The 22,927-nt window shown below is 72.2% G+C and carries 28 protein-coding genes; 24 read left to right on the top strand and 4 right to left on the bottom strand.

Annotated elements, in window-relative coordinates:
• Nucleotides 1-31: 31 nt before the first annotated feature.
• Genes hisD through hisH form a run of 4 tightly spaced genes read left to right on the top strand, consistent with a single transcriptional unit; the run spans nt 32 to nt 3,667 of the window.
• Entirely contained in the window at nt 32-1,363 is a 1,332-nt protein-coding gene (hisD, locus tag ASD10_RS13575) for a histidinol dehydrogenase (protein WP_056609280.1), read from the top strand.
• Nucleotides 1,363-2,439 carry a histidinol-phosphate transaminase gene (locus ASD10_RS13570; protein WP_056609278.1) on the top strand — a complete coding sequence of 359 codons (1,077 nt, stop codon included), beginning with the start codon at nt 1,363-1,365 and terminating at the stop codon, nt 2,437-2,439. Before hisD ends, ASD10_RS13570 begins: the two co-directional genes overlap by 1 nt.
• Nucleotides 2,436-3,035: an imidazoleglycerol-phosphate dehydratase HisB gene (gene hisB, locus ASD10_RS13565; RefSeq protein ID WP_056609276.1), complete on the top strand. Its 600-nt coding sequence runs from the start codon at nt 2,436-2,438 to the stop codon at nt 3,033-3,035. Before ASD10_RS13570 ends, hisB begins: the two co-directional genes overlap by 4 nt.
• Nucleotides 3,032-3,667, top strand: a complete 636-nt coding sequence (hisH, locus tag ASD10_RS13560) for an imidazole glycerol phosphate synthase subunit HisH (RefSeq protein ID WP_056609273.1) — start codon at nt 3,032-3,034, stop codon at nt 3,665-3,667. The genes hisB and hisH overlap by 4 nt, the downstream gene beginning before the upstream one ends.
• Before the next feature lie 85 nt (nt 3,668-3,752).
• Here the strand turns inward: hisH and ASD10_RS13555 are convergent, their stop codons facing one another.
• Complete coding sequence (locus tag ASD10_RS13555; protein ID WP_157432604.1) at nt 3,753-4,343, bottom strand: hypothetical protein; 591 nt, start codon at nt 4,341-4,343, stop codon at nt 3,753-3,755.
• A complete protein-coding gene (locus ASD10_RS13550; RefSeq protein WP_056609270.1) occupies nt 4,343-4,924 on the bottom strand; it encodes a hypothetical protein in 582 nt (193 codons plus the stop codon). Before ASD10_RS13550 ends, ASD10_RS13555 begins: the two co-directional genes overlap by 1 nt.
• A gap of 140 nt (nt 4,925-5,064) precedes the next feature.
• Here ASD10_RS13550 and priA point away from each other — a divergent pair, with 140 nt between their 5' ends.
• The 13 genes from priA to ASD10_RS13485 all read left to right on the top strand — a co-directional run bounded on the left by priA (nt 5,065) and on the right by ASD10_RS13485 (nt 15,705).
• Complete coding sequence (gene priA / locus ASD10_RS13545) at nt 5,065-5,790, top strand: bifunctional 1-(5-phosphoribosyl)-5-((5-phosphoribosylamino)methylideneamino)imidazole-4-carboxamide isomerase/phosphoribosylanthranilate isomerase PriA (RefSeq protein WP_056609268.1); 726 nt, start codon at nt 5,065-5,067, stop codon at nt 5,788-5,790.
• A gap of 2 nt (nt 5,791-5,792) precedes the next feature.
• Nucleotides 5,793-6,350 carry a DUF1707 domain-containing protein gene (locus ASD10_RS13540; protein ID WP_082556207.1) on the top strand — a complete coding sequence of 186 codons (558 nt, stop codon included), beginning with the start codon at nt 5,793-5,795 and terminating at the stop codon, nt 6,348-6,350.
• Between the two features lie 43 nt (nt 6,351-6,393).
• Nucleotides 6,394-7,155, top strand: a complete 762-nt coding sequence (gene hisF, locus ASD10_RS13535; RefSeq protein ID WP_056609265.1) for an imidazole glycerol phosphate synthase subunit HisF — start codon at nt 6,394-6,396, stop codon at nt 7,153-7,155.
• Nucleotides 7,145-8,944, top strand: coding sequence for an ABC transporter ATP-binding protein (locus ASD10_RS13530; RefSeq protein WP_235501877.1), 1,800 nt, complete (start codon nt 7,145-7,147; stop codon nt 8,942-8,944). The genes hisF and ASD10_RS13530 overlap by 11 nt, the downstream gene beginning before the upstream one ends.
• On the top strand, nt 8,941-10,779 hold the full coding sequence (locus ASD10_RS13525; protein WP_056609263.1) for an ABC transporter ATP-binding protein: 1,839 nt from the start codon (nt 8,941-8,943) through the stop codon (nt 10,777-10,779). Before ASD10_RS13530 ends, ASD10_RS13525 begins: the two co-directional genes overlap by 4 nt.
• On the top strand, nt 10,776-11,141 hold the full coding sequence (gene hisI, locus ASD10_RS13520; protein ID WP_056609261.1) for a phosphoribosyl-AMP cyclohydrolase: 366 nt from the start codon (nt 10,776-10,778) through the stop codon (nt 11,139-11,141). Before ASD10_RS13525 ends, hisI begins: the two co-directional genes overlap by 4 nt.
• Nucleotides 11,138-11,716, top strand: coding sequence for a Trp biosynthesis-associated membrane protein (locus tag ASD10_RS13515; protein WP_056609259.1), 579 nt, complete (start codon nt 11,138-11,140; stop codon nt 11,714-11,716). Before hisI ends, ASD10_RS13515 begins: the two co-directional genes overlap by 4 nt.
• A gap of 84 nt (nt 11,717-11,800) precedes the next feature.
• On the top strand, nt 11,801-13,000 hold the full coding sequence (locus ASD10_RS13510; RefSeq protein WP_056609256.1) for a glycosyltransferase family 4 protein: 1,200 nt from the start codon (nt 11,801-11,803) through the stop codon (nt 12,998-13,000).
• Complete coding sequence (locus tag ASD10_RS13505; RefSeq protein WP_056609254.1) at nt 12,997-13,728, top strand: hypothetical protein; 732 nt, start codon at nt 12,997-12,999, stop codon at nt 13,726-13,728. The genes ASD10_RS13510 and ASD10_RS13505 overlap by 4 nt, the downstream gene beginning before the upstream one ends.
• On the top strand, nt 13,725-14,450 hold the full coding sequence (locus ASD10_RS13500) for a sugar transferase (RefSeq protein ID WP_056609251.1): 726 nt from the start codon (nt 13,725-13,727) through the stop codon (nt 14,448-14,450). Before ASD10_RS13505 ends, ASD10_RS13500 begins: the two co-directional genes overlap by 4 nt.
• Before the next feature lie 104 nt (nt 14,451-14,554).
• A complete protein-coding gene (locus ASD10_RS13495; protein ID WP_056609249.1) occupies nt 14,555-14,752 on the top strand; it encodes an HGxxPAAW family protein in 198 nt (65 codons plus the stop codon).
• A 12-nt stretch (nt 14,753-14,764) separates the two neighbouring features.
• Nucleotides 14,765-15,280, top strand: coding sequence for a DUF4190 domain-containing protein (locus ASD10_RS13490; protein WP_056609247.1), 516 nt, complete (start codon nt 14,765-14,767; stop codon nt 15,278-15,280).
• The gene (locus ASD10_RS13485; RefSeq protein ID WP_056609245.1) at nt 15,277-15,705 is read left to right on the top strand and encodes a DUF2752 domain-containing protein; all 429 of its coding nucleotides are present in this window, start codon (nt 15,277-15,279) and stop codon (nt 15,703-15,705) included. Before ASD10_RS13490 ends, ASD10_RS13485 begins: the two co-directional genes overlap by 4 nt.
• A gap of 12 nt (nt 15,706-15,717) precedes the next feature.
• Here ASD10_RS13485 and ASD10_RS13480 read toward each other — a convergent pair whose 3' ends face one another.
• Complete coding sequence (locus tag ASD10_RS13480; protein WP_157432602.1) at nt 15,718-15,990, bottom strand: hypothetical protein; 273 nt, start codon at nt 15,988-15,990, stop codon at nt 15,718-15,720.
• A gap of 104 nt (nt 15,991-16,094) precedes the next feature.
• Between ASD10_RS13480 and trpC the strand changes: the two genes are divergently transcribed.
• From trpC to lgt, 4 genes are all read left to right on the top strand, one after another.
• On the top strand, nt 16,095-16,901 hold the full coding sequence (gene trpC, locus ASD10_RS13475; protein ID WP_056609241.1) for an indole-3-glycerol phosphate synthase TrpC: 807 nt from the start codon (nt 16,095-16,097) through the stop codon (nt 16,899-16,901).
• A gap of 82 nt (nt 16,902-16,983) precedes the next feature.
• Nucleotides 16,984-18,240, top strand: coding sequence for a tryptophan synthase subunit beta (gene trpB / locus ASD10_RS13470; RefSeq protein WP_056609239.1), 1,257 nt, complete (start codon nt 16,984-16,986; stop codon nt 18,238-18,240).
• Entirely contained in the window at nt 18,237-19,040 is an 804-nt protein-coding gene (trpA, locus tag ASD10_RS13465; protein ID WP_200938271.1) for a tryptophan synthase subunit alpha, read from the top strand. Before trpB ends, trpA begins: the two co-directional genes overlap by 4 nt.
• Before the next feature lie 2 nt (nt 19,041-19,042).
• Nucleotides 19,043-19,999 carry a prolipoprotein diacylglyceryl transferase gene (gene lgt / locus ASD10_RS13460; protein WP_082556205.1) on the top strand — a complete coding sequence of 319 codons (957 nt, stop codon included), beginning with the start codon at nt 19,043-19,045 and terminating at the stop codon, nt 19,997-19,999.
• On the opposite strand, the gene ASD10_RS13455 is transcribed toward lgt, so the two are convergent.
• On the bottom strand, nt 19,989-21,047 hold the full coding sequence (locus ASD10_RS13455) for a low specificity L-threonine aldolase (protein WP_056609236.1): 1,059 nt from the start codon (nt 21,045-21,047) through the stop codon (nt 19,989-19,991). The genes lgt and ASD10_RS13455 overlap by 11 nt on opposite strands.
• Before the next feature lie 86 nt (nt 21,048-21,133).
• Here ASD10_RS13455 and ASD10_RS13450 point away from each other — a divergent pair, with 86 nt between their 5' ends.
• The 3 genes from ASD10_RS13450 (at nt 21,134) to ASD10_RS13440 (ending at nt 22,866) form a co-directional block, all read left to right on the top strand.
• Nucleotides 21,134-21,865 (top strand): VIT1/CCC1 transporter family protein, encoded by a 732-nt coding sequence (locus ASD10_RS13450; protein WP_056609234.1) that lies wholly within the window; start codon nt 21,134-21,136, stop codon nt 21,863-21,865.
• 82 nt (nt 21,866-21,947) lie between these two features.
• Complete coding sequence (locus ASD10_RS13445; RefSeq protein ID WP_056609232.1) at nt 21,948-22,364, top strand: universal stress protein; 417 nt, start codon at nt 21,948-21,950, stop codon at nt 22,362-22,364.
• Between the two features lie 67 nt (nt 22,365-22,431).
• A complete protein-coding gene (locus tag ASD10_RS13440; RefSeq protein WP_056609230.1) occupies nt 22,432-22,866 on the top strand; it encodes a universal stress protein in 435 nt (144 codons plus the stop codon).
• Nucleotides 22,867-22,927 lie beyond the last annotated feature (61 nt).

Here is a 22,927-nt window from a genome sequence, read left to right as displayed (position 1 = left end):
ACCACCGTAGTGCGTCCGTAGACTTGCCGGTGTGATGAGACGTCTCGATCTTCGTTCGCTCGCCCCCGCGCCCGACGAGGCCGCCGTGGTCTACACCGCTGCCGTGCCGCGTGCCGCGGTCGACGTCGAGCACGCCCTGGCCGCCGTCCGTCCGATCTGCGACGACGTGCGGGCGCGCGGGTCGGTCGCGGTGCTCGACGCGGGGGAGAAGTTCGACGGCGTGCGCCCCGCGCAGCTGCGGGTCCCGGCGGCGGCGCTCGCCGACGCCCTGGCCACCCTCGACCCCGCCATCAGGGCGGCGCTCGAGGAGTCCGTCCGCCGTCTGCGCCAGACGTCGCAGGCCGAGCTCGAGCACAGCCTGACGTCCGACGTCGCCCCCGGCGCGACGGTCGAGCGGCGGATCGTGCCGATGCAGCGCGTCGGCCTGTACGTTCCCGGCGGCCTCGCACCGCTGCTCAGCACCGTCGTGATGAACGCCGTGCCGGCCCAGGTCGCGGGGGTGCCCGGCATCGCGCTCGCGAGCCCGCCGCAGGCCGAGTTCGGCGGCCTGCCGCACCCGTCGATCCTCGCGGCGTGCGCGCTGCTGGGCATCGACGAGGTGTACGCCGCCGGCGGCGCCCAGGCCCTCGCGATGTTCGCGTACGGCGCGGCCTCCGAGGACGGCACGGTCGACTGCCGCCCGGTGAACCTGATCACGGGCCCGGGCAACATCTACGTCGCGGCGGCCAAGCGTCACCTGCAGGGGACCGTCAGCATCGACTCCGAGGCCGGTCCGACCGAGATCGCCGTGATCGCCGACGCCACGGCCGACCCGGCGTTCGTGGCGGCCGACCTGATCAGCCAGGCCGAGCACGACCCCATGGCCGCCAGCGTGCTGATCACCGACAGCGAGTCGCTGGCCGACGCCGTCGACGCCGAGCTCGCGACCCAGCTCGGCACGACCCGGCACGCCGATCGGGTGCGCACGGCGCTCGACGGCCCCCAGTCCGCGACGGTGCTGGTGCGCGACGTGGACCAGGCCGTCGACGTGGCGAACGGCTACGCCGCCGAGCACCTCGAGGTGCAGACGGCCGACTCCTCGGCGGTCGCGGCGCGCATCGTCAACGCCGGCGCGATCTTCGTCGGGTCGTTCACCCCGGTGTCCCTCGGCGACTACGCGGCCGGCTCCAACCACGTGCTGCCCACGGCCGGCTGCGCGTGCCACTCGTCCGGTCTGTCGGTGCGGGCGTTCTGCAAGAACATGCACGTCGTGACGTACTCCGAGCAGGCCCTGCGCGAGGTCGGCGACCACGTCGTGACCCTCGCCGAGGCCGAGAACCTCCCGTCGCACGGTGCCGCGGTGTCGGTCAGGACGTCACGCTGATGCCCGTGCCCGACTGGGTGCCGATCCGCGACGAGCTGCGCGACGAGGAGCCCTACGGAGCCCCGCAGCTCGACGTCCCGGTGCAGCTCAACACCAACGAGAACCCGTACGGCCCCAGCGAGGAGACGGCGCGCGACATCGCCGACTCGGTGCACCGGGCCGCGCTGACCCTCAACCGCTACCCGGACCGCGAGGCCCTCGAGCTGCGCACGTCGTTGGCGGGCTACCTCGGCCACGGGCTGACGGCCGGCAGGGTGTGGGCGGCGAACGGCTCGAACGAGATCATGCAGCAGGTGCTGCAGGCCTTCGGCGGTCCGGGACGCACCGCGGTGTCGTTCGCGCCGACGTACTCGATGTACCCCGAGTACGCCCGCAACACGCACACGCGCTGGGTGGCGGGCCGTCGACGCGACGACTTCGGCCTCGACCTCGACGCCGCGCTGGCGCTGATCGCGAGCGAGCGCCCCGACGTCGTGATCCTGACGTCGCCCAACAACCCCACCGGCACGGCCCTCGACCCGGCGCACACCCGTGCGATCCTCGAGGCCGCGCCCGGCGTCGTGGTGGTCGACGAGGCGTACGCCGAGTTCCGTCGCGACGGCACCCCCAGCGCCCTCGAGCTGCTCGACGAGTTCCCGCGGCTGCTGGTCACCCGCACCATGAGCAAGGCGTTCGCGCTGGCCGGCGGGCGGCTCGGCTACGTCGCCGCCGATGCCGCGATCGTCGACGCCCTGCGCATCGTCCGCCTGCCGTACCACCTGTCGGCGGTCAGCCAGGCCGCCGCGACGGCCGCCCTGCGCCACGAGCCCGAGCTGCTGGCGCAGGTCGACGCCCTGCGCGCGACCCGCGACGAGACGTCCGCGTGGCTGCGCGAGCAGGGCTTCGAGGTCGCCGAGTCCGACGCCAACTTCGTGCTGTTCGGGCGCTTCGACGACCGGCACGCGGTGTGGCAGGGCGTCCTCGACCGGGGCGTCCTGATCCGCGAGGTCGGCCCCCTAGGATGGCTGCGCGTCTCGATCGGCACGCCCGACGAGATGCTCGCGTTCCGATCCGCCCTCCAGGAGGCCACCCGATGAGCCGCACGTCCCGCATCGAGCGCCGCACCTCCGAGTCGCACGTCGTCGTCGAGGTCGACCTCGACGGCTCGGGCGCCCACGACATCTCCACCGGCGTCGGCTTCTACGACCACATGCTGACGGCGTTCTCGCGGCACTCGCTGATCGACCTGACGGTGCGCACCGAGGGCGACCTGCACATCGACGCGCACCACACGGTCGAGGACACCGCGATCTGCCTGGGCCAGGCGCTGCGCGAGGCCCTCGGCGACAAGGTCGGCATCACCCGGTACGGCGACGCGATCGTCCCGCTCGACGAGTCGATCGCCCAGGCCGTCGTCGACGTCTCCGGTCGTCCGTACTTCGTGCACTCGGGCGAGCCCGACCGGCAGATCACCGCGATCATCGGCGGCCAGTACTCCGGCTCGCTGACGGCCCACGTGCTCGAGTCGATCGCGCACCACGCCGCGATGACGATGCACGTGCGCCTGATCGACGGTCGCGACCCGCACCACATCGCCGAGGCGCAGTTCAAGGCCGTGGCGCGCGCGCTCCGGCAGGCGATCGCGCTCGATCCCCGCGAGACGGGCATCCCGAGCACCAAGGGCGCTCTGTGACGCTGCCCAGCGTCGCGGTGCTCGACTACGGCTCGGGCAACCTCCGATCGGCCGTGCGCGCGGTCGAGCGGGCGGGTGCCGAGGCCGTCCTGACCAGTGATCCGGCGGTCGCGGCCGAGGCCGACGGCCTGCTGGTGCCCGGGGTCGGTGCGTTCGAGGCGTGCATGCGCGGGCTGCGCGAGGTCGACGGCGTGCGCATCATCGAGCGTCGCCTCATCGCGGGACGCCCGGTGCTGGGCATCTGCGTCGGCATGCAGATCCTGTTCGCCGAGGGCATCGAGCACGGCGTGCGCACCGAGGGCTGCTCGGAGTGGCCCGGCGTGATCGAGCGGCTCCAGGCGCCGATCGTGCCGCACATGGGCTGGAACACCGTCGCACCCGGCGACGGGTCGCGGATGTTCGCGGGCATCGCGGACGAGCGGTTCTACTTCGTGCACTCGTACGGTCTGCGCGACTGGGTGCTGTCGCGTCCGCCGGCCATGCCGGAGGCCCGGGTGACCTGGACCGAGTACGGCGGCGACCGGTTCGTCGCGGCGGTCGAGGACGGTCCGCTGTGGGCGACGCAGTTCCACCCCGAGAAGTCGGGCGACGCCGGCATGCTGCTGCTGCAGAACTGGCTCGCGACCCTCTAGTCGTACGACGCACGGGGAGGTGGATCCGCAACCGTCCGAGGTCGAATGAGGTTGCGAATCCACCTCCTCGAGGTGGGGGCGGTGGTCAGCCCGACTTCAGCCACTTCGTCCAGGACGGCCCCTGGACCTTGGTGTTCGAGATCGGGTCGGCGTGGACCGATCCGTGCTCGGAGGCCAGATCGCCCGCGAAGGCTCCGCCCGAGACCTTGATGCGCTCGGGGTTGCCGAGGCACGAACGCTTGATCGTGGCGCTCAGGACCCCCTTGCGGCCCGTGCGGGTCTTGAGGGGGACCGAGCAGGTGTCGGACGCCTCGGGGTCGAGCACGATGGCGCGCCGCTTCGACACGCTGAACAGGTAGTGCGTGACCTCGCGCCGTCCGTTGCTGCGGAACTGCATCGAGATGTTCGTGTCGGGACCGAGCTGGGCGAACTTCAGACGCAGCGTGACGGTCTTGTCGCCGTGGTTGACGCGCATGCCGCGCAGGTCGACGCCGGAGTCGATGCTGGCCTGGTAGCCGAGGACGTCGTAGGCGTCACCGCTGACGTCCGGGACGAACCCGACGTCGCTGGCCTTGTCCTTGACGTTGGTGACGTCGGCGTGCGCCGTGGCGCCGGCCGACAGGACGAGTCCGGCCGCGACCGCGGTGGACGCGACGAGACGCGTGACGGCGCGCATCACGAGGCCTTCAGCGACTTCGTGTAGGTCGTGCCGCGCGGGTCGCCCTTGGACAGCGAGTCGACGAGGGCCACGCCGCCGTCGGTGTAGCGGACGGCGAACGCCGTGACCTTGAGCTTCTTGGGGGTGCCGAGGCACGAGCGCTTGATCGTGGCCTTGACGTAGCCGCCCTTGCCGAGCTTGGTCTTGAGCGGGGCGGCGCAGCGGACCTTGCCGTTGATGCTGTAGACCTCGCCGGACTTGCGACCCGTGTTGACCAGGACGCGGTCGGGTCGGCTCTTGCTGTTGGGCCGGAAGCCGACCGAGATCGCGGTCGTGCTCTTGAGGTCGGCGAACTTGAGGGTCACGGTGACCTTCTTCTTGCCGTGGTCGACCTTGAGGCTGCGGATGTCGGCGCCCGAGGCGACGCTGTCGGCCTTGCCGAGCACGGTGCCCTGCTCGTCGTTCAGGTCGGCGTACGAGATGACGTCGGCGGACCGGTCCTTGACCGTCGCGGCCTGGGCGAAGGCCGACGTGGCGGTCCCGCCGATGACGACGGTGGTGGTCAGGAGCGTCGCGGCGACGCGGGCGCTGGTGCGCATGGGAGCTCTCCTCGGGAGGGTCGTGAGATGGCACCGAACGGTATCCCGCCGAGTCGCCGCCCACGGCTCGCTTCACCGAATCGACACCTTGTCTCCCACCGGTCGCCGTGGCGGGTGCCGACGGCCGATAGCATCGCGGCGTGACCCTCGAACTCCTCCCCGCCGTCGACGTCGCCGACGGACAGGCCGTGCGCCTCGTCCAAGGCGCCCTCGGCAGCGAGACGTCCTACGGTTCCCCCCTCGACGCGGCCCTGCAGTGGCAGACCGACGGTGCCGAGTGGATCCACCTCGTCGACCTCGACGCGGCCTTCGGCAAGGGCTCGAACCGCGAGCTCCTCGCCGAGGTCGTCGGACGGCTCGACGTCAAGGTCGAGCTGTCGGGCGGCATCCGCGACGACGCCTCCCTCGAGGCCGCGCTGGCCACCGGGTGCACGCGCGTCAACCTCGGCACGGCGGCGCTCGAGAACCCCGAGTGGTGCGCCAAGGTCGTCGGCCAGCACGGCGACCAGATCGCCGTCGGGCTGGACGTGCGCGGCACGACGCTCGCGGCGCGCGGCTGGACCGAGGAGGGCGGCGACCTGTTCGACGTCCTGGCCCGCCTGGAGCGCGACGGCTGCGCGCGGTACGTCGTCACCGACGTCACGAAGGACGGCACCCTCACGGGCCCGAACCTCGACCTGCTGCGGCGCGTGTGCGAGCAGACCGACAAGCCCGTCGTCGCGTCCGGCGGGGTCTCGAGCCTGCAGGACCTGCGCGACATCGCGACCCTGACGTCGGTCGGCGTCGAGGGCGCGATCGTCGGGAAGGCCCTGTACGCGGGCGCCTTCACGCTGCCCGAGGCGCTGTCGGCCGTCGCCGAGGCCTGACCGTGCCTGGCGCGGACGTGTGGGGCTCGTTCTCCGCCGATCCGCGCGACCCGACCGTCGCGCACCTCCGGGCGTCCGACGCGGACCGTGACCGTGCTGTCGACGTCGTGCGAGACGCGTTCGTCGACGGCCGGCTGACCCGCGACGAGTTCGACACCCGTCGCGATGCCGTGCTGCAGGCGCGCACCGTGGGCGACCTGGTGCCGCCGATGCGCGACCTCGTGCCCACGTCGGGTCGGGCGGTCCGCCGCACCGCCCCCTCACCCGTCGGCACGTCCGACCTCGCCCGGGACGCCGTGCAGCAGTACCGGCGCGACCTGCGCGACGCGCGCAACGGATGGATCTTCGTCACGACCCTGTGCGTCGCGATCTGGGGCGCGACGAGCGTCGCGGGCGGTGGCCCGTCCTTCTTCTGGCCGGTCTTCCCGTCGCTCGGGATCGGCATCGGGTACTTCTCGACGTGGCTCCGCCGCGATCAGCAGATCGAGCAGATCGAGGAGAAGCTCGTCCGCGAGCGGGAGGCTCGCGAGGTCCGCGAGCGCCGGCACCGCGACTACTAGAGCAGGGGCGGGCACCGCGGGGGCAGGCCGGTAGGCTCGTCCGGTGAGCCTCGCCGTCCGTGTCATCCCGTGCCTGGACGTCGACAACGGTCGCGTCGTCAAGGGCGTCAACTTCGTCGACCTGCGCGATGCGGGCGACCCCGTCGAGATGGCCACGGTCTACGACGCCGAGGGTGCCGACGAGCTGACGTTCCTCGACATCACGGCCTCGTCCGACAGTCGCGGCACGACGTTCGACGTCGTCGGGCGCACCGCCGACCAGGTCTTCATCCCCCTGACGGTCGGGGGAGGGGTGCGCACGCCCGAGGACGTCGACCGGCTGCTGCGCGCGGGCGCCGACAAGGTCGGCATCAACACCGCCGCCATCACCCGCCCCGACGTCATCGCCGAGATCGCCCACCGCTTCGGCAGCCAGGTGCTGGTGCTGAGCGTCGATGCCCGACGCGCGGCCGACCAGCCCAGCGGCTTCGAGGTCACGACGCACGGGGGGCGCCAGTCGGCCGGGATCGACGCCGTCGAGTGGGCCCGACGGGCCACCGAGCTGGGTGCCGGCGAGATCCTGCTCAACTCGATGGACGCCGACGGCACCCGCGACGGATTCGACCTGGAAATGATTCGGGCGGTCCGTGACGTTACACAGGTGCCGCTCATCGCGAGCGGTGGCGCCGGACGGCTCGAGCACTTCGCTCAGGCCGTCGATGCCGGCGCCGACGCAGTGCTCGCCGCGAGTGTCTTCCACTTCGGCGACATGACCATCGGACAGGTGAAAGAGACCTTGCGAGCTTCTGGACATCGTGTCCGCTGACCTGGGCGACGCCCGCACCGACCGCATCACGAGGCGGGGCTTCAGCCTGCTCGGACGAGGCATCAAGGAGCAGCGTTTCCTGTTCTGGGTGTCGGTCGTCGGCAGCGTGCTGTTCGGCTTCATGACCGTCGCGGACGCCCGCGTGCTGGGCTGGGCCACCGACCACGTCATCCGGCCGTCGTTCGAGGCCGGCGACGTCACCGAGGGCGCCCTGGTCACCGCGATCGCCCTGTTCATGGCCGTCGCGATCCTGCGGGCCCTGGGCATCGTCGCGCGACGACTGATCGGTGGCATCGTCTACTACCGCCTCGTCGCGGAGTACCGGCGCCGCGTGACGCGCCAGTACCTGACCCTGCCGATGTCGTGGCACCACAAGCACCCCACGGGGCAGCTGCTGTCGAACGCCAACGCCGACGTCGAGGGCGCCTGGGCGGTCTTCATGCCGCTGCCGATGGCGATCGGCGTCATCGCGATGCTGGTCGCGGCGATCGTCGAGATGGTGCGCGCCGACCTCGTGCTGACGCTCGTCGGGCTCGTCGTGTTCCCGGCGCTGTTCGTGATCAACGTGTTCTACCAGCGCTGGCTGTCGCCCAAGGTCGCGCACGCCCAGTCGCTGCGCGGATCGGTCAGCGCAGTGGCGCACGAGTCGTTCGACGGCGCCCTCGTCATCAAGTCGCTGGGCCGCGAGACCGACGAGACCGATCGCTTCCGCGACGTCTCGCACGAGCTGCGCGACGCCAACATCGCGGTCGGACGCATCCGCAGCATCTTCGACCCGCTGCTCGAGGCGCTCCCGAACATCGGCATCCTCGCGGTCGTCGTGCTGGGCGTGGGGCGGGTCGCGAGCGGCGCGGCTGATCCCGGCGACGTCGTGTCCGTCGCGTACCTGTTCACGGTCGTCGCGTTCCCCGTGCGCGCGATCGGCTGGGTGCTGGGCGAGCTGCCGCGCAGCGTCGTCAGCTGGGAGCGGGTCGAGTCGGTGCTCGCCGAGCGCGGCTCGATGCCCTACGGCCCGCAGACGCTGCCCGGACGCGGCGCGGTGGCGCTGGCCGTGCGCGACGTGACGTTCCGCTTCGACGACGCGGACCAGGACGTCCTGCGGCACATCGACCTCGACGTCGAGCCGGGCCGTGTCGTGGCCGTCGTCGGCGCGACGGGCAGCGGCAAGAGCACGCTGACGTCGCTGCTCACGCGTCTGGTCGACCCGCAGGGCGGCACGATCGGCGTGGACGGCGTCGACATCCGCGATCTCACGCACGACGAGCTGGCCTCGGCGATCGCGGTCGTCCCGCAGGGCACGTTCCTGTTCGACGACAGCGTCCGCGCCAACGTGACGCTCGGCGGCGACCACTCCGACGACGAGGTCTGGGAGGCGTTGCGCACGGTGCAGGCCGCCGACTTCGTCGCGTCGCTGCCGCGGGGGCTCGACTCCGAGCTCGGCGAGCGCGGCACGACGCTGTCGGGCGGGCAGCGGCAGCGCCTGTCGCTGGCGCGTGCGCTGGTGCGGCGACCGCGCCTGCTCGTGATGGACGACGCCACGAGCGCCGTCGACCCCGAGGTCGAGCAGCGCATCCTCAAGGCCTTGGCGGCCAGCACGGCCGACGGGGAGGGCCCGACGGTCCTGGTCGTCGCCTACCGCAAGGCCACGATCGCGCTGGCCGACGAGGTCGTCTTCCTCGACGAGGGAGCCATCGCGGCCCGCGGGACCCACGACGAGCTGGTCGAGGCGTCCGCCGACTACCGCAACCTCGTCAACGCGTACGACCAGGCACGGGAGGAGATGTCATGACTCAGGCAGTCGAGAACGACCTCCCCGAGATCACGCCGAGCCGGCAGACCGGCACGCAGATCATCCGGCGCGGCCTCGCCCTGTCGCCGGCGATCAAGGAGGGCCTCGGGTTCACGATCCTGCTGGCGGTGCTCAGCACGGTCGGCGGCTCGGTCGTGCCGGTCCTGATCCAGCGCACCGTCGACGCGGGCCTCGGCGACGGCGGCGACACGCGGCTGAGCGACATCGGCACGTTCCTCGTGATCGCCTCGGTGCTGATCCTGCTGACGGCCGGCGTCGCGTACTGGATGCGCATCCGCCTGTTCAAGGCCAGCGAGACGGGGCTGGCCCAGATGCGGGTCGACGCGTTCCGTCACGTCCACGACCTGTCGATGCTGACGCAGAACTCCGAGCGTCGGGGCGTGCTGGTCTCGCGGGTGACGTCCGACATCGACCAGGTCTCGCAGTTCCTGCAGTTCACGGGCATCCAGATCGTGGTGAGCCTGGGGCAGATCGTCGTCGCGACGGTCATCATGGCCTACTACTCGTGGCAGCTGACGATCGTCGTGATCGTGTGCTTCCTGCCGCTGGCGATCAGCCTCAAGTGGTTCGCGAGCCGCCTGAGCGACGCGTACGACATCGTCCGCCGCACCGTCGGCGAGATGATCGCCGTGATCGCCGAGCCCGTCGTCGGCGCGTCGGTCGTGCGTGCCTACGCGATCGAGGGGCGCACGCAGCAGCGGGTCGACGAGGGCATCAAGGGCAACCTCGACGCGAACGTGTCGGCGCAGAAGCTCGTCGCCGTGACGTTCGCGTCGTCCGGCGTCGCCGGGGGACTGGCCAACGGTGCCGTGCTGGCGTTCGGCGTCGTGCTGGGGGTCGCCGGCGACCTGTCGATGGGCACCGTCATCGCCTTCGCCTTCCTGGTCGGGCTGTTCGTGGGCCCGGTGCAGACGGCCACGCAGGTGCTGACCGACGCCCAGAACGCCATCGCGTCGTGGCGCCGGGTCATCGACCTGCTCGACACGCCCGCCGACGTCGTCGACCCGGGTGCCGCGGGGGTCTCGCTGCCGGAGGGGTCGCTCGGCGCACGCTTCGACGGCGTGACGTTCGCGTACCCGGGCGGCCCGCCGGTGCTCAGCGACGTCGACGTCGTGCTGGCACCGCGCCAGCGCATCGCCGTCGTGGGCGAGACGGGGTCGGGCAAGACGACGTTCGCCAAGCTGCTGACGCGGCTGATGGACCCGACCGAGGGCGCCGTCCGCCTCGGCACCGACCCGCAGGCAGCCGCCGACATCGCGACGGTCTCGTTCGCCGACCTGCGGCGACACGTGCTGATGGTGCCGCAGGAGGGCTTCCTGTTCGACGCGACGCTGCGCGACAACCTGCTGTACGGCCGGCACGACGCGACCGACGAGCAGCTGCTCGCGGTGGTGTCCGACCTCGAGCTCGACGACTGGTTCGCGAGCCTGCCGCGGGGGCTCGACTCCCAGGTCGGCCAGCGCGGCGAGTCGCTGTCGGCGGGGGAGCGGCAGCTCGTGGCGCTGGTGCGCTCGGCGCTGGCCGATCCCGACCTGATCGTGCTCGACGAGGCGACCAGCGCGGTCGACCCGCAGACCGAGCTGCGCGCCACCCGCGCGCTCGACAAGCTGCTGCTGGGGCGCTCGAGCGTCACGATCGCGCACCGGTTGTCGACGGCCGAGAACGCCGACCGCATCCTCGTGTTCGACGCGGGCCGCCTCGTCGAGGACGGCGACCACGCGCAGCTGGTCGACGGGGGCGGCGTCTACGAGCGGCTGCACGCCAGCTGGGTCGCCCAGGCCTCGCTCACGACCCGGGCGGGCGGGCCGGCATGACGACGCCTGAGACACTGGGAGGCGTGACCTCCCTCGATCCCGCCGTCGCCGCACGGCTCAAGCGCGATGCGGACGGCCTCGTCCCGGCCGTCGTGCAGGACGCGACGACGCACGACGTCCTGATGGTCGGCTGGATGGACGACGAGGCGCTGCACCGCACCCTCACGACGGGCCGCGGCACCTACTGGAGCCGCAGCCGCCAGGAGTACTGGGTCAAGGGCGAGACGTCGGGCCACGTGCAGCACGTCCGCGAGGTGCGCCTCGACTGCGACGGCGACACGCTGCTCGTGAAGGTCGACCAGACCGGCGGCGCGTGCCACACCGGCGACACGACGTGCTTCGACGCGGACCGGCTGCTGTGAGTCCGCGCCGGCTGTACGCGCCCGTCGTGCTCGCGACGCTCGCCGTCGGTGGCCTGGCGTTCTACGCCGCCGGACGCACGTGGGCCGAGGCGCAGGTCAGGGCCGAGGGGCTCGCCTCGGCGGACGTCGCGGTCAGCGGCACCGACGCGCAGCCGCTCGTCTCGGCGCTCGCGGTCGTCGTCGTCACCGCGGGCCTGGCGATCCTGGCCGCGGGGCCCCGCATGCGCCGGGTCGTGGGCGCGCTGACGGTCGTCGTGTCGGCCGGGGCGATCGCCCTGGTGCCCCGGGCGGGCAGCTCGACGCTCGACGACGCGGTGCGGTCGGCGGCCGAGAAGTCGCCCGCGTACACGGGCCCGTCGTCGCTCGGCGACATCTCGTACGGCCCGTGGTACCTGGTGGCGATCGCCGCCTTCGCGGTCGCGGTCGTGCTGGGCGTCGCGATGGTGCGCTTCGCCGGGCGCTGGCCCACCATGAGCAGCCGCTACGACGCGCCGTCCGCGCGCCGTCCGGAGCGGGGCGCCAGCGACGGCGACATGTGGAAGGCCATGGACCGCGGGGACGATCCGACGGCCTAGACGCCGTGCGCGGGCGTAACAGACCCGCACGACGCTCGTTCTCCTAGGTGTGACGCACCACACCGTGGAGAAGGGAACCGTGGCATGAAGATCCTCGTGCACGACTTCAGCGGCCACCCCTTCCAGGTGCAGCTCAGCCGGGAGCTCTCCCGCCGCGGCGAGGACGTCGTGTACTCCTCCTGCGGCGCGTACGTCTCGGGCAAGGGACGCCTGACCGCCGGGCCCGGCGAGACGCTGACGTTCCAGACGGTCGGCGACGACATCGTCTTCGACAAGTCCAGCTTCGTGCGGCGGCTGTTCCAGGAGCTCCGTCTCGGCGTCGAGCTCGTCCGCCACGTGCGCACGGTCCGGCCCGACGTCGCCCTCATGTCGAACGTCCAGGTGCCGACGCTGGTCGTGTTCGCCGCCGCCATGATGCTGACCCGCACGCCTTGGGTGCTGTGGCACCAGGACGTCTACTCCGTCGCGATCCGGTCGTTCGCCGGCGGCAAGCTCTCGCGGTCGTTCGGCCTCGTGGCCCGCGCGTTCGAGGTCGCCGAGCGCTGGTGCTCGCACCGCGCGGCGGCGGTCGTCGTGATCGCCGAGTCGTTCGTGCCGGTGCACCGGCGCTGGGGCACCGCCGACAAGGTCACCGTGATCCCCAACTGGGCACCCCTGGACGAGATCGTCCCGCTCGACCGCAAGAACGACTGGGCCGTCGAGAACGAGCTCGACGACACCCTGACCCTGCTCTACTCGGGCACGCTGGGCCTCAAGCACGACCCGGCGCTGCTGGTGTCGCTGGCCGCCGAGGTGCGCCGCGCCGGACGCGACGTGCGGCTGGTCGTCGTCAACGAGGGCCCCGCCGTCGGCCTGCTGCGCGCCGAGGCCGAGCGCCGCGCCGTGCCGATCACGCTGCTGCCGTTCCAGCCGTACGAGCGCCTGTCCGAGGTGCTCGCCACCGGCGACGTCCTGGTCGTCCTGCTCGACCAGCAGGCGGGCGCGTTCTCGGTGCCGTCCAAGACCCTGTCGTACCTGTGCGCGGGTCGGCCCGTGCTGGGGCTCATGCCGTGCGAGAACGTCGCCGCCGACCTCGTCAACCGCACGGGCGGCGGCGTGTTCGCGCCGTCCGAGCTCGACATCCCGGCCGCCGGCGCCTGGGCCGCGGAGCTCCTCGGCGACCCCGCCCGTCGCGACCAGGTCGGCGAGGCCGCCCGCGAGCTCGCCGAGGGCGAGTTCGCGATGCAGGTCTGTGCCGACCGGTTCGAGCGGGTGCTGCGGTTGACCGTGGAGGGTGCCCGATGAGCGGTGCGACGACGATCGTGACAGGTCCCCGCACGCGGGCGGGCGCCGCCGTCGTCGAGCGCGCGCTGGCCAACGGCGACTCCGTGCACGTCCTGGCCCGGCACGCCGACGACCACGCCGCTCTCTCGGGTGGTGACGTGACCGTGCTGCGCGTCGACCAGGACGTCGACCTGCTGGGGGCCGGCGACGGGCCCGTCCGCCTCGTGGTGTGCGCGCTCGGCCCGGTCCACCCGGACGACGCTCACGACGACGCCGAGCTGTCCGCGCACGTCCGCCGCGACCTCGACGCGATCGAGCGCCTGCTCGTCGCGACGTCCGGCCGACCCGTGGGCGTCGTGCTCGTGTCGTCGGTCATCGCGTTGGCCCCGGGGCCCGACCGCCGTCACTACGGCGGCTGGAAGTGCCTGGTCGAGCAGCGACTCGCCTCCGTCGTGGCCCGCACGTCGCCGCGCGCGACGTTCTCGGTCGTGTACCCGGGGCGTCTCGTGGACGGCCCCGCGCGCCGACGCGTGCCGGGGCTGCACACCACCTACCGCGGCCTCGCCGCCGCGGTCGACATTCTTGGCCGGTCCTCGCGGACGCGCATCAGCGGCATCGATGCTCGTCTGTGGCTGGTCATGCACGGCGCACGACTCCTCCTCACCACGGTTCGACCACCGCGAGCGTCCACTCCCGATCCGTCGCTCGAGCTTCACCTGTCCGCTGACGATAGGAACTCCCTCCCATGACCAAGAAGCGCGCTCTCGACATCGTGATCACCGGCCTCGCCGCGGTGATCTGGGTCCCCGTCCTGACCCTCGCGGCACTGGCCGTCCTGGTGCTCAGCGGCCGGCCCGTGCTCTACCGCTCCATGCGTCGCGTCTCGAACGACGACGTCCTGCGCATCGTCAAGTTCCGCACGATGGTCAAGAACGCCGAGGCCCTCGTCAACCGATCGACCGTCCCGATCCAGAACGACGTGCGCTTCCTGAACATCGCGCCCGACTCGCCGCTGTACACCGGCATCGGCCGTCTGCTGGAGCGCTGCGGCATCACCGAGATCCCGCAGCTCGTGCACGTGCTGCGCGGCGAGATGAGCATCGTGGGCAACCGCCCGCTGCCCGAGAACGTGGTCTCGGCGCTGCGCGACGAGTACCCGACGGCGAGTGACCGGTTCCTGACCAAGTCGGGACTGACGGGCCCGGCCCAGCTCGTCGGACGGTCGGCGCTGACCGACCTGGAGCGACTGACCCTCGAGGGCGCCTACTGCCGTGCCTGCGTCCGCCGGTACTCGATCTGGCTCGACGTCTCGATCCTGTTCGCGACGGTCATGATCGTCATCGGCATCAAGAAGGCCTACACGTACCAGGGCGTCCTCGACCTGATCGACCGTCGTTCGCGCTCCAGCCGTCGCACGCTGGTCACGGTCGTGGCGGAGGCCGACGAGGTCATCGCGACCGAGGCCGTCTGACCGGGGCGCGACACCGGCCCGGCCGGCGCCGGGTGCGTGAGCCGGCACCGCCGTCACCCAGTAGTCTGGGCTCAGTTCCAGCCACCACGAGGAGAGTCTCACCCATGCACGGATCGTCGCCCGCCGCCTGGACCGGAGTAATCATGTGCCTCGTCGGCATCACGATCGGTGGCATCGCGCTGATCCCCGATCCCAACTGGGTCCTGTTCACGATCGGCACCGTCATCGCGCTCGCAGCCGGCGTCGTCGCCCGCATCATGTCGGCCGCCGGCATGGGTGCCGAGCGCGCCAGCGAGCACTGAGCCGGCACCGGGGTGAGCGACCAGCCGCAGTACCCGCGCTACCCGGGTGAGGACCCCGAGCCCTCCGGCGAGCGGCCGACCGAGCCGGCCCCGGGACCGACGCAGGGCTGGGGCCAGGCACCGCCGCCGCCCGCCTACGGTCAGGCTCCGCCTCCGCCGCCGTCCTACGGCCAGGCACCGCCCGCGTACGGCCAGACGCCCGAGCACGGTTTCGGTCCGCCGCCGCAGCAGCAGGGCTACGGCTACCCCCAGCAGGGCTACGGCTACCCGCCGCGTCCGCAGAACTCCACCAAGGCCGTCCTGGGCCTGGTCTTCGGCATCGTCTCGATCATGTTCTGCTACCTCGGCGTGCTGATCGGGCCCGCCGCCATCGTCCTGTCGGTCATGGCGCGCAAGGAGATCGACGCCGCCCCGCACGGTGCCATCGAGGGTCGCGGCATGGCGATCGCCGGTCTGGCGACCGGCATCATCGGCACCGTGATCTGGGCCGCCGTCATCGTGCTGGTCGTGGCCGTGTCGGTCTCGTGACCCACCCCGACGTCCTCGCGACGTCGACGGCCCGCGCGCTGCGGGCACCCGCCCTGGCGGCGGGCCTCGGACTGGCTGCGGCCGCCGTGCTGCACCTGCGCGACCCGCACGACTCGGGCACGTACGGCTTCTGCCCGTTCCAGCGGCTGACCGGCCTGCCGTGCCCCGGGTGCGGCGGCCTGCGCGCCGTCAACGACCTGACGCGCGGCGACGTGGTGGGTGCCCTCGGCAGCAACGCCGTCGCGGTCGTGATGGTCGCGGCGGCCGTCGTGCTGTGGTGCGTGTGGGTCGTGCGCCGCGTGCGGGGCGACCACGCCGCGCAGCTCGTCGCGGTCGGCACGCGAGGAGGCCTCGCGGTACTCGCGGGGCTGGTCGTCTTCGGCGTGCTGCGCGTGACGCCCTGGGGGTCGTGGCTCGCTCCGTGAGGGGCGCGGGGATCACCGCACCAGCGGCATGGCCCACGACAGCACGACCGTGACGATCGCGCCCCCGCCGACGAGCAGACCCGTGAACGCGACGGTGTCGCCGGTCTCGTACCCCTTCGAGGCGGCGATCTCCCGGCGGGCGTGGATCGCGCTGGTCACGGCCGGCAGCCCGACCAGCAGCCCCACGAACGGGGACAGGTAGATCAGCGCGAACGCGAGGAGCCCGCACAGGACGCTGTACACGGCCTTGCGGTTGAGCACCGTCTGCTCGGAGGGACCTGACATGCGCCGAGCATAGTGAGGGCGCCATGGGGTAACCCCGGGAAACACGGCGCCGTGCGCGGGATACCCTAGGACGACAGGCGCGTCACCACTGCAGAGGAGGAGCCATGTCCGTACTCGACGACATCCTCGTCGGCGTGGCCGAGGACCTCGAGGCCCGCATGGCCACGACGTCCCTCGACGACCTCAAGGAGCGCGCCTCCCGCCAGCACCCGGCGCTCGACCCCATGCCCGCCTTCCGGTCCGACGGCGTCTCGGTCATCGCCGAGGTCAAGCGGTCGAGCCCCAGCGAGGGCCGACTCGCCTCGATCAAGGATCCCGCGGCCCTGGCCGCCGACTACGCCGCCGGCGGTGCCGCCGCGATCAGCGTCCTGACCGAGGAGCGTCGCTTCGGCGGCACCCTGGCCGACCTGCGGGCCGTGCGCGGCACGGTCGACGTGCCCCTGCTCCGCAAGGACTTCATCACGACCTCGTACCAGCTCTGGGAGGCCCGGGCCGCGGGCGCCGACATGGCGCTGCTGATCGTCGCGGCCCTCGAGCAGATCGCGCTCGAGAGCCTCATCGAGCGGGCCCGGTCGATCGGGCTGACGCCGTTGGTCGAGGTCAACGACGCCGAGGAGGTCGCCCGGGCCGCCGACGCGGGCGCCGACCTGATCGGCGTCAACGCCCGCAACCTCAAGACCCTCGAGGTCGACCGCACGACCTTCGAGCGCCTGTCGCCGCTGATCCCCGGCACCGCCGTCAAGGTCGCGGCCTCCGGCGTCCGCGGACCCCGCGACGTCATCGACTACGCCAAGGCCGGCGCCCACGTCGTCCTCGTCGGCGAGACGCTCGTGCGCGGCGACGACCCCCGCGCCTCGGTGGCCGACCTGGTCGCCGCCGGTGCTCACCCCGCTCTGCAGCATCGGTGGTAGTGGCGCCACCGCTCACGCGGTGGCGCGCCCTCGCCTGCACTCCTGCCCTCCGGGGCCACCGATCTGATCGATGAGAGAAGCCATGACCGACGTACAGCCCGCCCCCGCACGACCCGCCTACTCGCAGCCCGACGGCTCGGGACACTTCGGCCGCTTCGGCGGCCGGTTCATGCCCGAGGCGCTGATCGCACCCCTCGACGAGCTCGACCGCGCCTGGACCGAGGCCAAGGCCGATCCGGCCTTCACCGCCGAGCTCGACCGCATGCTGCGCGAGTACGCCAACGTCCCGAGCCCCCTGTACGAGGCGCACCGTTTCTCGGAGGCCGCCGGCGCGCGCATCCTGCTCAAGCGGGAGGACCTCAACCACACCGGCGCCCACAAGATCCGCAACGTCATCGGCCAGGCCCTGCTGGCCAAGCGCATCGGCAAGCCGCGTGCGATCGCCGAGACGGGCGCTGGTCAGCACGGCGTCGCGTCCGCGACGGCGTGCGCGTACCTCGACCTCGAGTGCACCGTCTACATGGGCGAGGTCGACACCGAGCGCCAGGCGCTCAACGTCGCCCGCATGAAGATGCTGGGCGCCGAGGTCGTGTCGGTCACGAGCGGCAGCCGCACCCTGAAGGACGCGATCAACGAGGCGCTGCGCGACTGGGTCGCGAGCGTCGACACGACGTCGTACCTGTTCGGCACGGCGGCCGGGCCGCACCCGTTCCCGTCGATGGTCCGCGACCTGACGCGCGGCATCGGCGACGAGGCGCGGGCGCAGTGCCTGACGCTCGACGGCCGGCTGCCCGACGCGGCCGTCGCGTGCGTCGGCGGCGGCTCCAACGCGATCGGCCTGTTCACGGCGTTCATCGACGACGCGGACGTCCGGCTGGTCGGCATCGAGGCCGGCGGCGACGGCGTGCAGTCGGGTCGCCATGCCGCGACGATCACGGGCGGCGACGTCGGCGTGCTGCACGGTGCCCGGTCGTTCCTGCTGCAGGACGACGACGGGCAGACCCTCGAGTCGCACTCGATCTCGGCCGGTCTCGACTACCCGGGCGTGGGGCCGGAGCACTCGTTCCTGGCCGACACGGGGCGTGCGTCGTACGTCCCGGCGACCGATGCCGAGGCGATGTCGGCCTTCGACCTGCTGTGCAAGACCGAGGGCATCATCCCGGCCATCGAGTCGGCCCACGCGCTGGCCGGTGCGCTGCGACTGGCCGAGGAGCTCGGGCCCGACTCGACGATCCTGGTCAACCTGTCGGGCCGCGGCGACAAGGACGTCCACACGGCGGCGGAGTACTTCGGCCTCATCGACGAGCCCGTGGTGCTCGAGCAGGGGGTCGAGGAGTGAGCGGGTCCGCGATCGACGAGCTGTTCGAGCGCACCCGCGCCGAGAATCGCGCCGCACTGGTCGGCTACCTGCCGGCCGGGTTCCCGACCAAGGAGCTGTCGATCCGGGCGATCCAGGCGATGGTCGAGGGTGGGGTCGACCTCGTCGAGATCGGTCTGCCCTACAGCGATCCCGTCATGGACGGACCGGTCATCCAGGCCGCGGCCGAGCAGGCGCTCGCGGCCGGCGCGCGGACGTCCGACGTCTTCGACGTCGTCGCGGCGACCGCCGCGACCGGCGTGCCGACCGTCGTCATGACGTACTGGAACCCCGTCGAGCGCTACGGCGTCGAGCGGTTCTCCGCCGATCTCGCGGCGGCGGGCGGCGCGGGTCTCATCACCCCCGACCTGATCCCCGACGAGGCCGGCGAGTGGGTCGACGCCTCGCGGTCGCACGAGCTCGACCGCATCTTCCTGGTCGCCCCGTCGTCGACCGACGAGCGGCTGTCGATGACCGTCGAGGCCGCCAGCGGTTTCGTCTACGCGACGGCCGTCATGGGCGTCACCGGCGCCCGCGAGCAGACCAGCTCGCTGGGCGAGGCCCTCGTGGCGCGGGTGCGGTCGGTCAGCGACAAGCCCGTCGGCGTCGGCCTGGGTGTGTCGAACGGCACGCAGGCGCACGAGATCGCCGCGTACGCCGACGCCGTCATCGTGGGGTCGGCCCTCGTACGCTGTCTGCTGGACGCACCCGACGAGGATGCCGGGATCGAAGCCGTCCGCGCGCTGGCAGCCGATCTGCGCGCAGGCGTCGAGAGGAGCTGACCATGCTCGAGTACATCCCGAGCCCGTCGCAGGGCGTGTGGCACCTGGGCCCGCTGCCGCTGCGGGCCTACGCCCTCGGCATCATCATCGGCGCGCTCGTCGCGATCTGGATCGGCGAGCGCCGCTACCAGGCGCGAGGCGGCCGGGCCGGCCTGATCGGCGACATCGCGATCTGGGCGATCCCGTTCGGCATCGTCGGGGCCCGGATCTACCACGTCGTGACCGATCCCGAGCTGTACTTCGGCGAGGGGCGCCAGGTCATCGACGTCCTGTTCATCTGGAAGGGCGGTCTCGGCATCTGGGGAGCCGTGCTCGGCGGCGCGCTGGGCGCGTACATCGGGTGCCGGCGCTACGGTGCGTCGTTCTCGAAGGTCGCCGACGCCCTCGCACCGGGCCTGCTCGTCGCCCAGGCGATCGGCCGTCTCGGCAACTACTTCAACCAGGAGCTGTTCGGCAAGCCCACCGATCTGCCGTGGGGCCTGGAGATCTCGCCCGAGAACCGCCCGCCCGGCTACACGCAGTTCGAGACCTTCCACCCGACGTTCCTGTACGAGCTCGTCTGGAACCTCGCCGCCGCGGCGCTGATCATCGCGATCGACCGCAAGGTCCGCCTCACGGGTGGGCGCGCGTTCGCGCTGTACGCGATGTTCTACACCGCCGGCCGCGGATGGATCGAGTCGCTGCGCATCGACACCGTCAACCACATCGGACCGTTCCGGCTGAACGTGTGGACCTCGATCATCGTGTTCCTGCTGGCACTCGCGTACTTCGTGGCGACCCGCAACCGCGTGCCCCACGACCCCGACGCGGTGACGTCCGACGCCGACGGTGTGGACCCCACGCGGCACCGCGACGACGTGGACGCGGTCGACGACGCCGAGCCGACCGACGCCGACGCCGACGCCGACGGGGACGCCGTCCGCACCGACGGCGACCGACGCCCACCGATCAGCGGGTGAGCTCCTCGACGATGATCGCCGCGAAGGCGTCGACGTCGTCCACGGTCGTGTCGAACGCCGTCATCCACCGGACCTCCCCGGCGGCGCGGTCCCAGTCGTAGAACCGCACGCGCTCGCGGATGCGGTCGGCGACGGCGTTGTCGAGCACCGCGAACACGGCGTTGGCCTGCGTCGGCTGGCTGAACGTCAGCCCGTCGACGCCGCCGGCGACCGCCGACTCGAGCGCGGCGCGCAGGCGGGCCGCCATCGCGTTGGCGTGCCCCGCCGAGCGCAGGTACAGGTCGTCGTCGAGCAGGGCCAGGAGCTGGGCGCTGACGAACCGCATCTTCGACGCGAGCTGCATCGACAGCTTGCGCAGGTACGGCAGCCCCTCGGCGACGGACGGGTCGAGGACGACGACGGCCTCGCCGTACAGCGCACCGTTCTTGGTCGCGCCGAAGCTCAGGATGTCGACACCCGCGTCGACCGTGAAGTCGCGCAGCGGGACGCCGAGCGCCGCCGCGGCGTTCGCGATGCGCGCCCCGTCCATGTGCAGCGTCATGCCGCGGGCGTGCGCGTGATCGGCGATGGCCCGGATCTCGTCGACCGTGTAGAGGGTGCCGAGCTCGGTCGTCTGCGTGATGCTGACGGCCAGCGGCTGGGCACGGTGCTCGTTGCCCCAGCCCCACGCCTCCCGGTCGACGAGGCCGGGCGTGAGCTTGCCGTCCGGGGTCTCGACGGTCAGCAGCTTCAGCCCGCTGACGCGCTCGGGCGCCCCGCCCTCGTCGGTGTTGATGTGCGCGGTCGACGCGGCGACGACGGCGCCCCACCGCGGCATGACGCTCGTCAGCGCCGTGACGTTGGCGCCCGTGCCGTTGAAGACCGGGAAGACCTCGGTCTGCCCGCCGAACAGGTCGCGCATCGTCTCGAGGAGCCGTGCGGTCCAGGCGTCCTCGCCGTAGGCGACCTGGTGGCCGACGTTGGCGGCGGCGATCGCCGCCAGCACCTCGGGGTGCGCCCCCGCGTAGTTGTCGCTGGCGAATCCGCGGGCCTGCTCGTCGATCGTCACGACCCCACCCTGACACCACGGCCGTGGGGCCCTCGGCCAGCCTCACCTCGCGTGACGGATCGGCCGGACCGTCGTACCTTCGCGGTATGACCGACGTCCAGGAACCGCTGCCCGACCCGGCCGGGATCGACCACGAGCACCCCGACGTCACGGGCGGCTGGCTGCGGCCCGCCGTCTTCGGTGCCATGGACGGCCTGGTGTCGAACTTCGCCCTGATGATGGGCGTCGTCGGTGGCAGCCAGGCCTCCGACACCGGACCGGTCGTGCTGGCGGGCCTCGCGGGCCTCGCCGCCGGCGCGTTCTCGATGGCGGCGGGGGAGTACACGTCGGTCGCCAGCCAGCGCGAGTTCGCCCTCCGGCAGGTCGACGTCGAGCGTCACGAGATCCTGACGAACGAGCCGGCCGAGGAGGCCGAGCTCGCGGCGATGTTCGTCGCCAAGGGCATCGACGAGTCGACGGCCCGCGAGATGGCGCGCGAGATCCACGTCGATCCCGAGCAGGCCGTCCGGGTCCACGCCCGCGAGGAGTTCAACGTCGACCCCGACGACCTCGCCTCGCCGATGCTCGCGGCGGTGTCGTCGTTCTTCGCCTTCGCCCTCGGTGCGGTGATCCCGCTGCTCTCGTACCTCGTGGGCGTCGAGACCCCGTCGCCCGCGATCGTCCTGTCGTTGATCGGCCTGTTCGCGTGCGGCGCCGTCGTGACGCGCGTGACGTCCCGCAGCTGGTGGTTCGGCGGCGTCCGACAGCTCGTGCTGGGCGGCGCCGCCGCGGGTCTGACGTATTTGGTGGGCGAGGCCGTCGGCTCGTCGCTCGGCTGACGGGCGTCCGCACGGTGACGCAGACGACGGTGACGAAAACGTAACCGGCAGTTACTCTGTGTCTCGACGGAACGGAGAACCCATGCCCCAGATCATCCTGGTCGGCGTCGACGGCAGCGACAGCTCGCGCCGGGCCGCCGAGACCGCCGCCTCGCTGGCCGCATCGACCGGCGCGACGCTGCACGTCATGATGGCCGCCGAGGACCGCGACCGGCCCGCCGAGGGGCAGTACGTCGGCGACGTGCGCATCCAGTCGCGGGCCGAGGCGATCGCGACCGAGATCGCCGACGCCCTCGAGGGCACCGCGCCGAACGTGCAGGCGAGCCCGGCGCACGGCAAGCCGGCCGACGCCCTCGTGCAGGTGGCGACCGACATCGGCGCCGACCTGATCGTCGTCGGCAACCGCCGGGTGCAGGGCATCGGCCGGCTGCTCGGCAGCGTGGCCAGCGACGTCGCGCAGCACGCTCCGTGCGACGTCTACATCGTCAAGACCGTCTGACCACGGCGGCGCGCTCCGCCCGGCCGTCGATCTCGCTACGCTGAGGGTCGACCGTCAGGAGAACCACATGCCCAAGATCATTCTCGTCGGAGTCGACGGGAGCGACAGCTCCCGCAAGGCCGCCACCGTCGCGGCCCAGCTGGCCTCCAGTACGGGCGCCGCGCTGCACGTCCTCACGGCCGTCGACCCCCGCAGCCACGGGTCGCAGGCCGAGCCCGGGCGCCCCTTCGACGACACCCGCTCCCTGACGCCCGGCGAGGCCGCCGAGGCGATCGCCGCCGAGGTCGCCGGCTCGCTCGGCACGGTCGTGCCGCACGTCGAGAGCAGCCCCATCCAGGGCAAGCCTGCCGAGGCGCTCGTCGAGGAGGCCAAGCGCCTCGGGGCCGACCTGATCGTCGTGGGCAACCGCCGCGTGCAGGGCATCGGGCGCATCCTGGGCAGCGTCGCCAGCGACGTCGCGCAGCACGCGCCGTGCGACGTGTACATCGTCAAGACCGTCTGAGACCGGCCCCGCCCCGCGAGCCGCGCGGGGCGTGTAGCCTTGGACCGCTGTCCGAGGCCAA

Source organism: Aeromicrobium sp. Root472D3 (assembly GCF_001426485.1).
Taxonomy (GTDB): Bacteria; Actinomycetota; Actinomycetes; order Propionibacteriales; family Nocardioidaceae; genus Aeromicrobium.
Note: the sequence above shows the minus strand (reverse complement) of the source record. Positions and strands in the feature narration are given on the sequence as shown.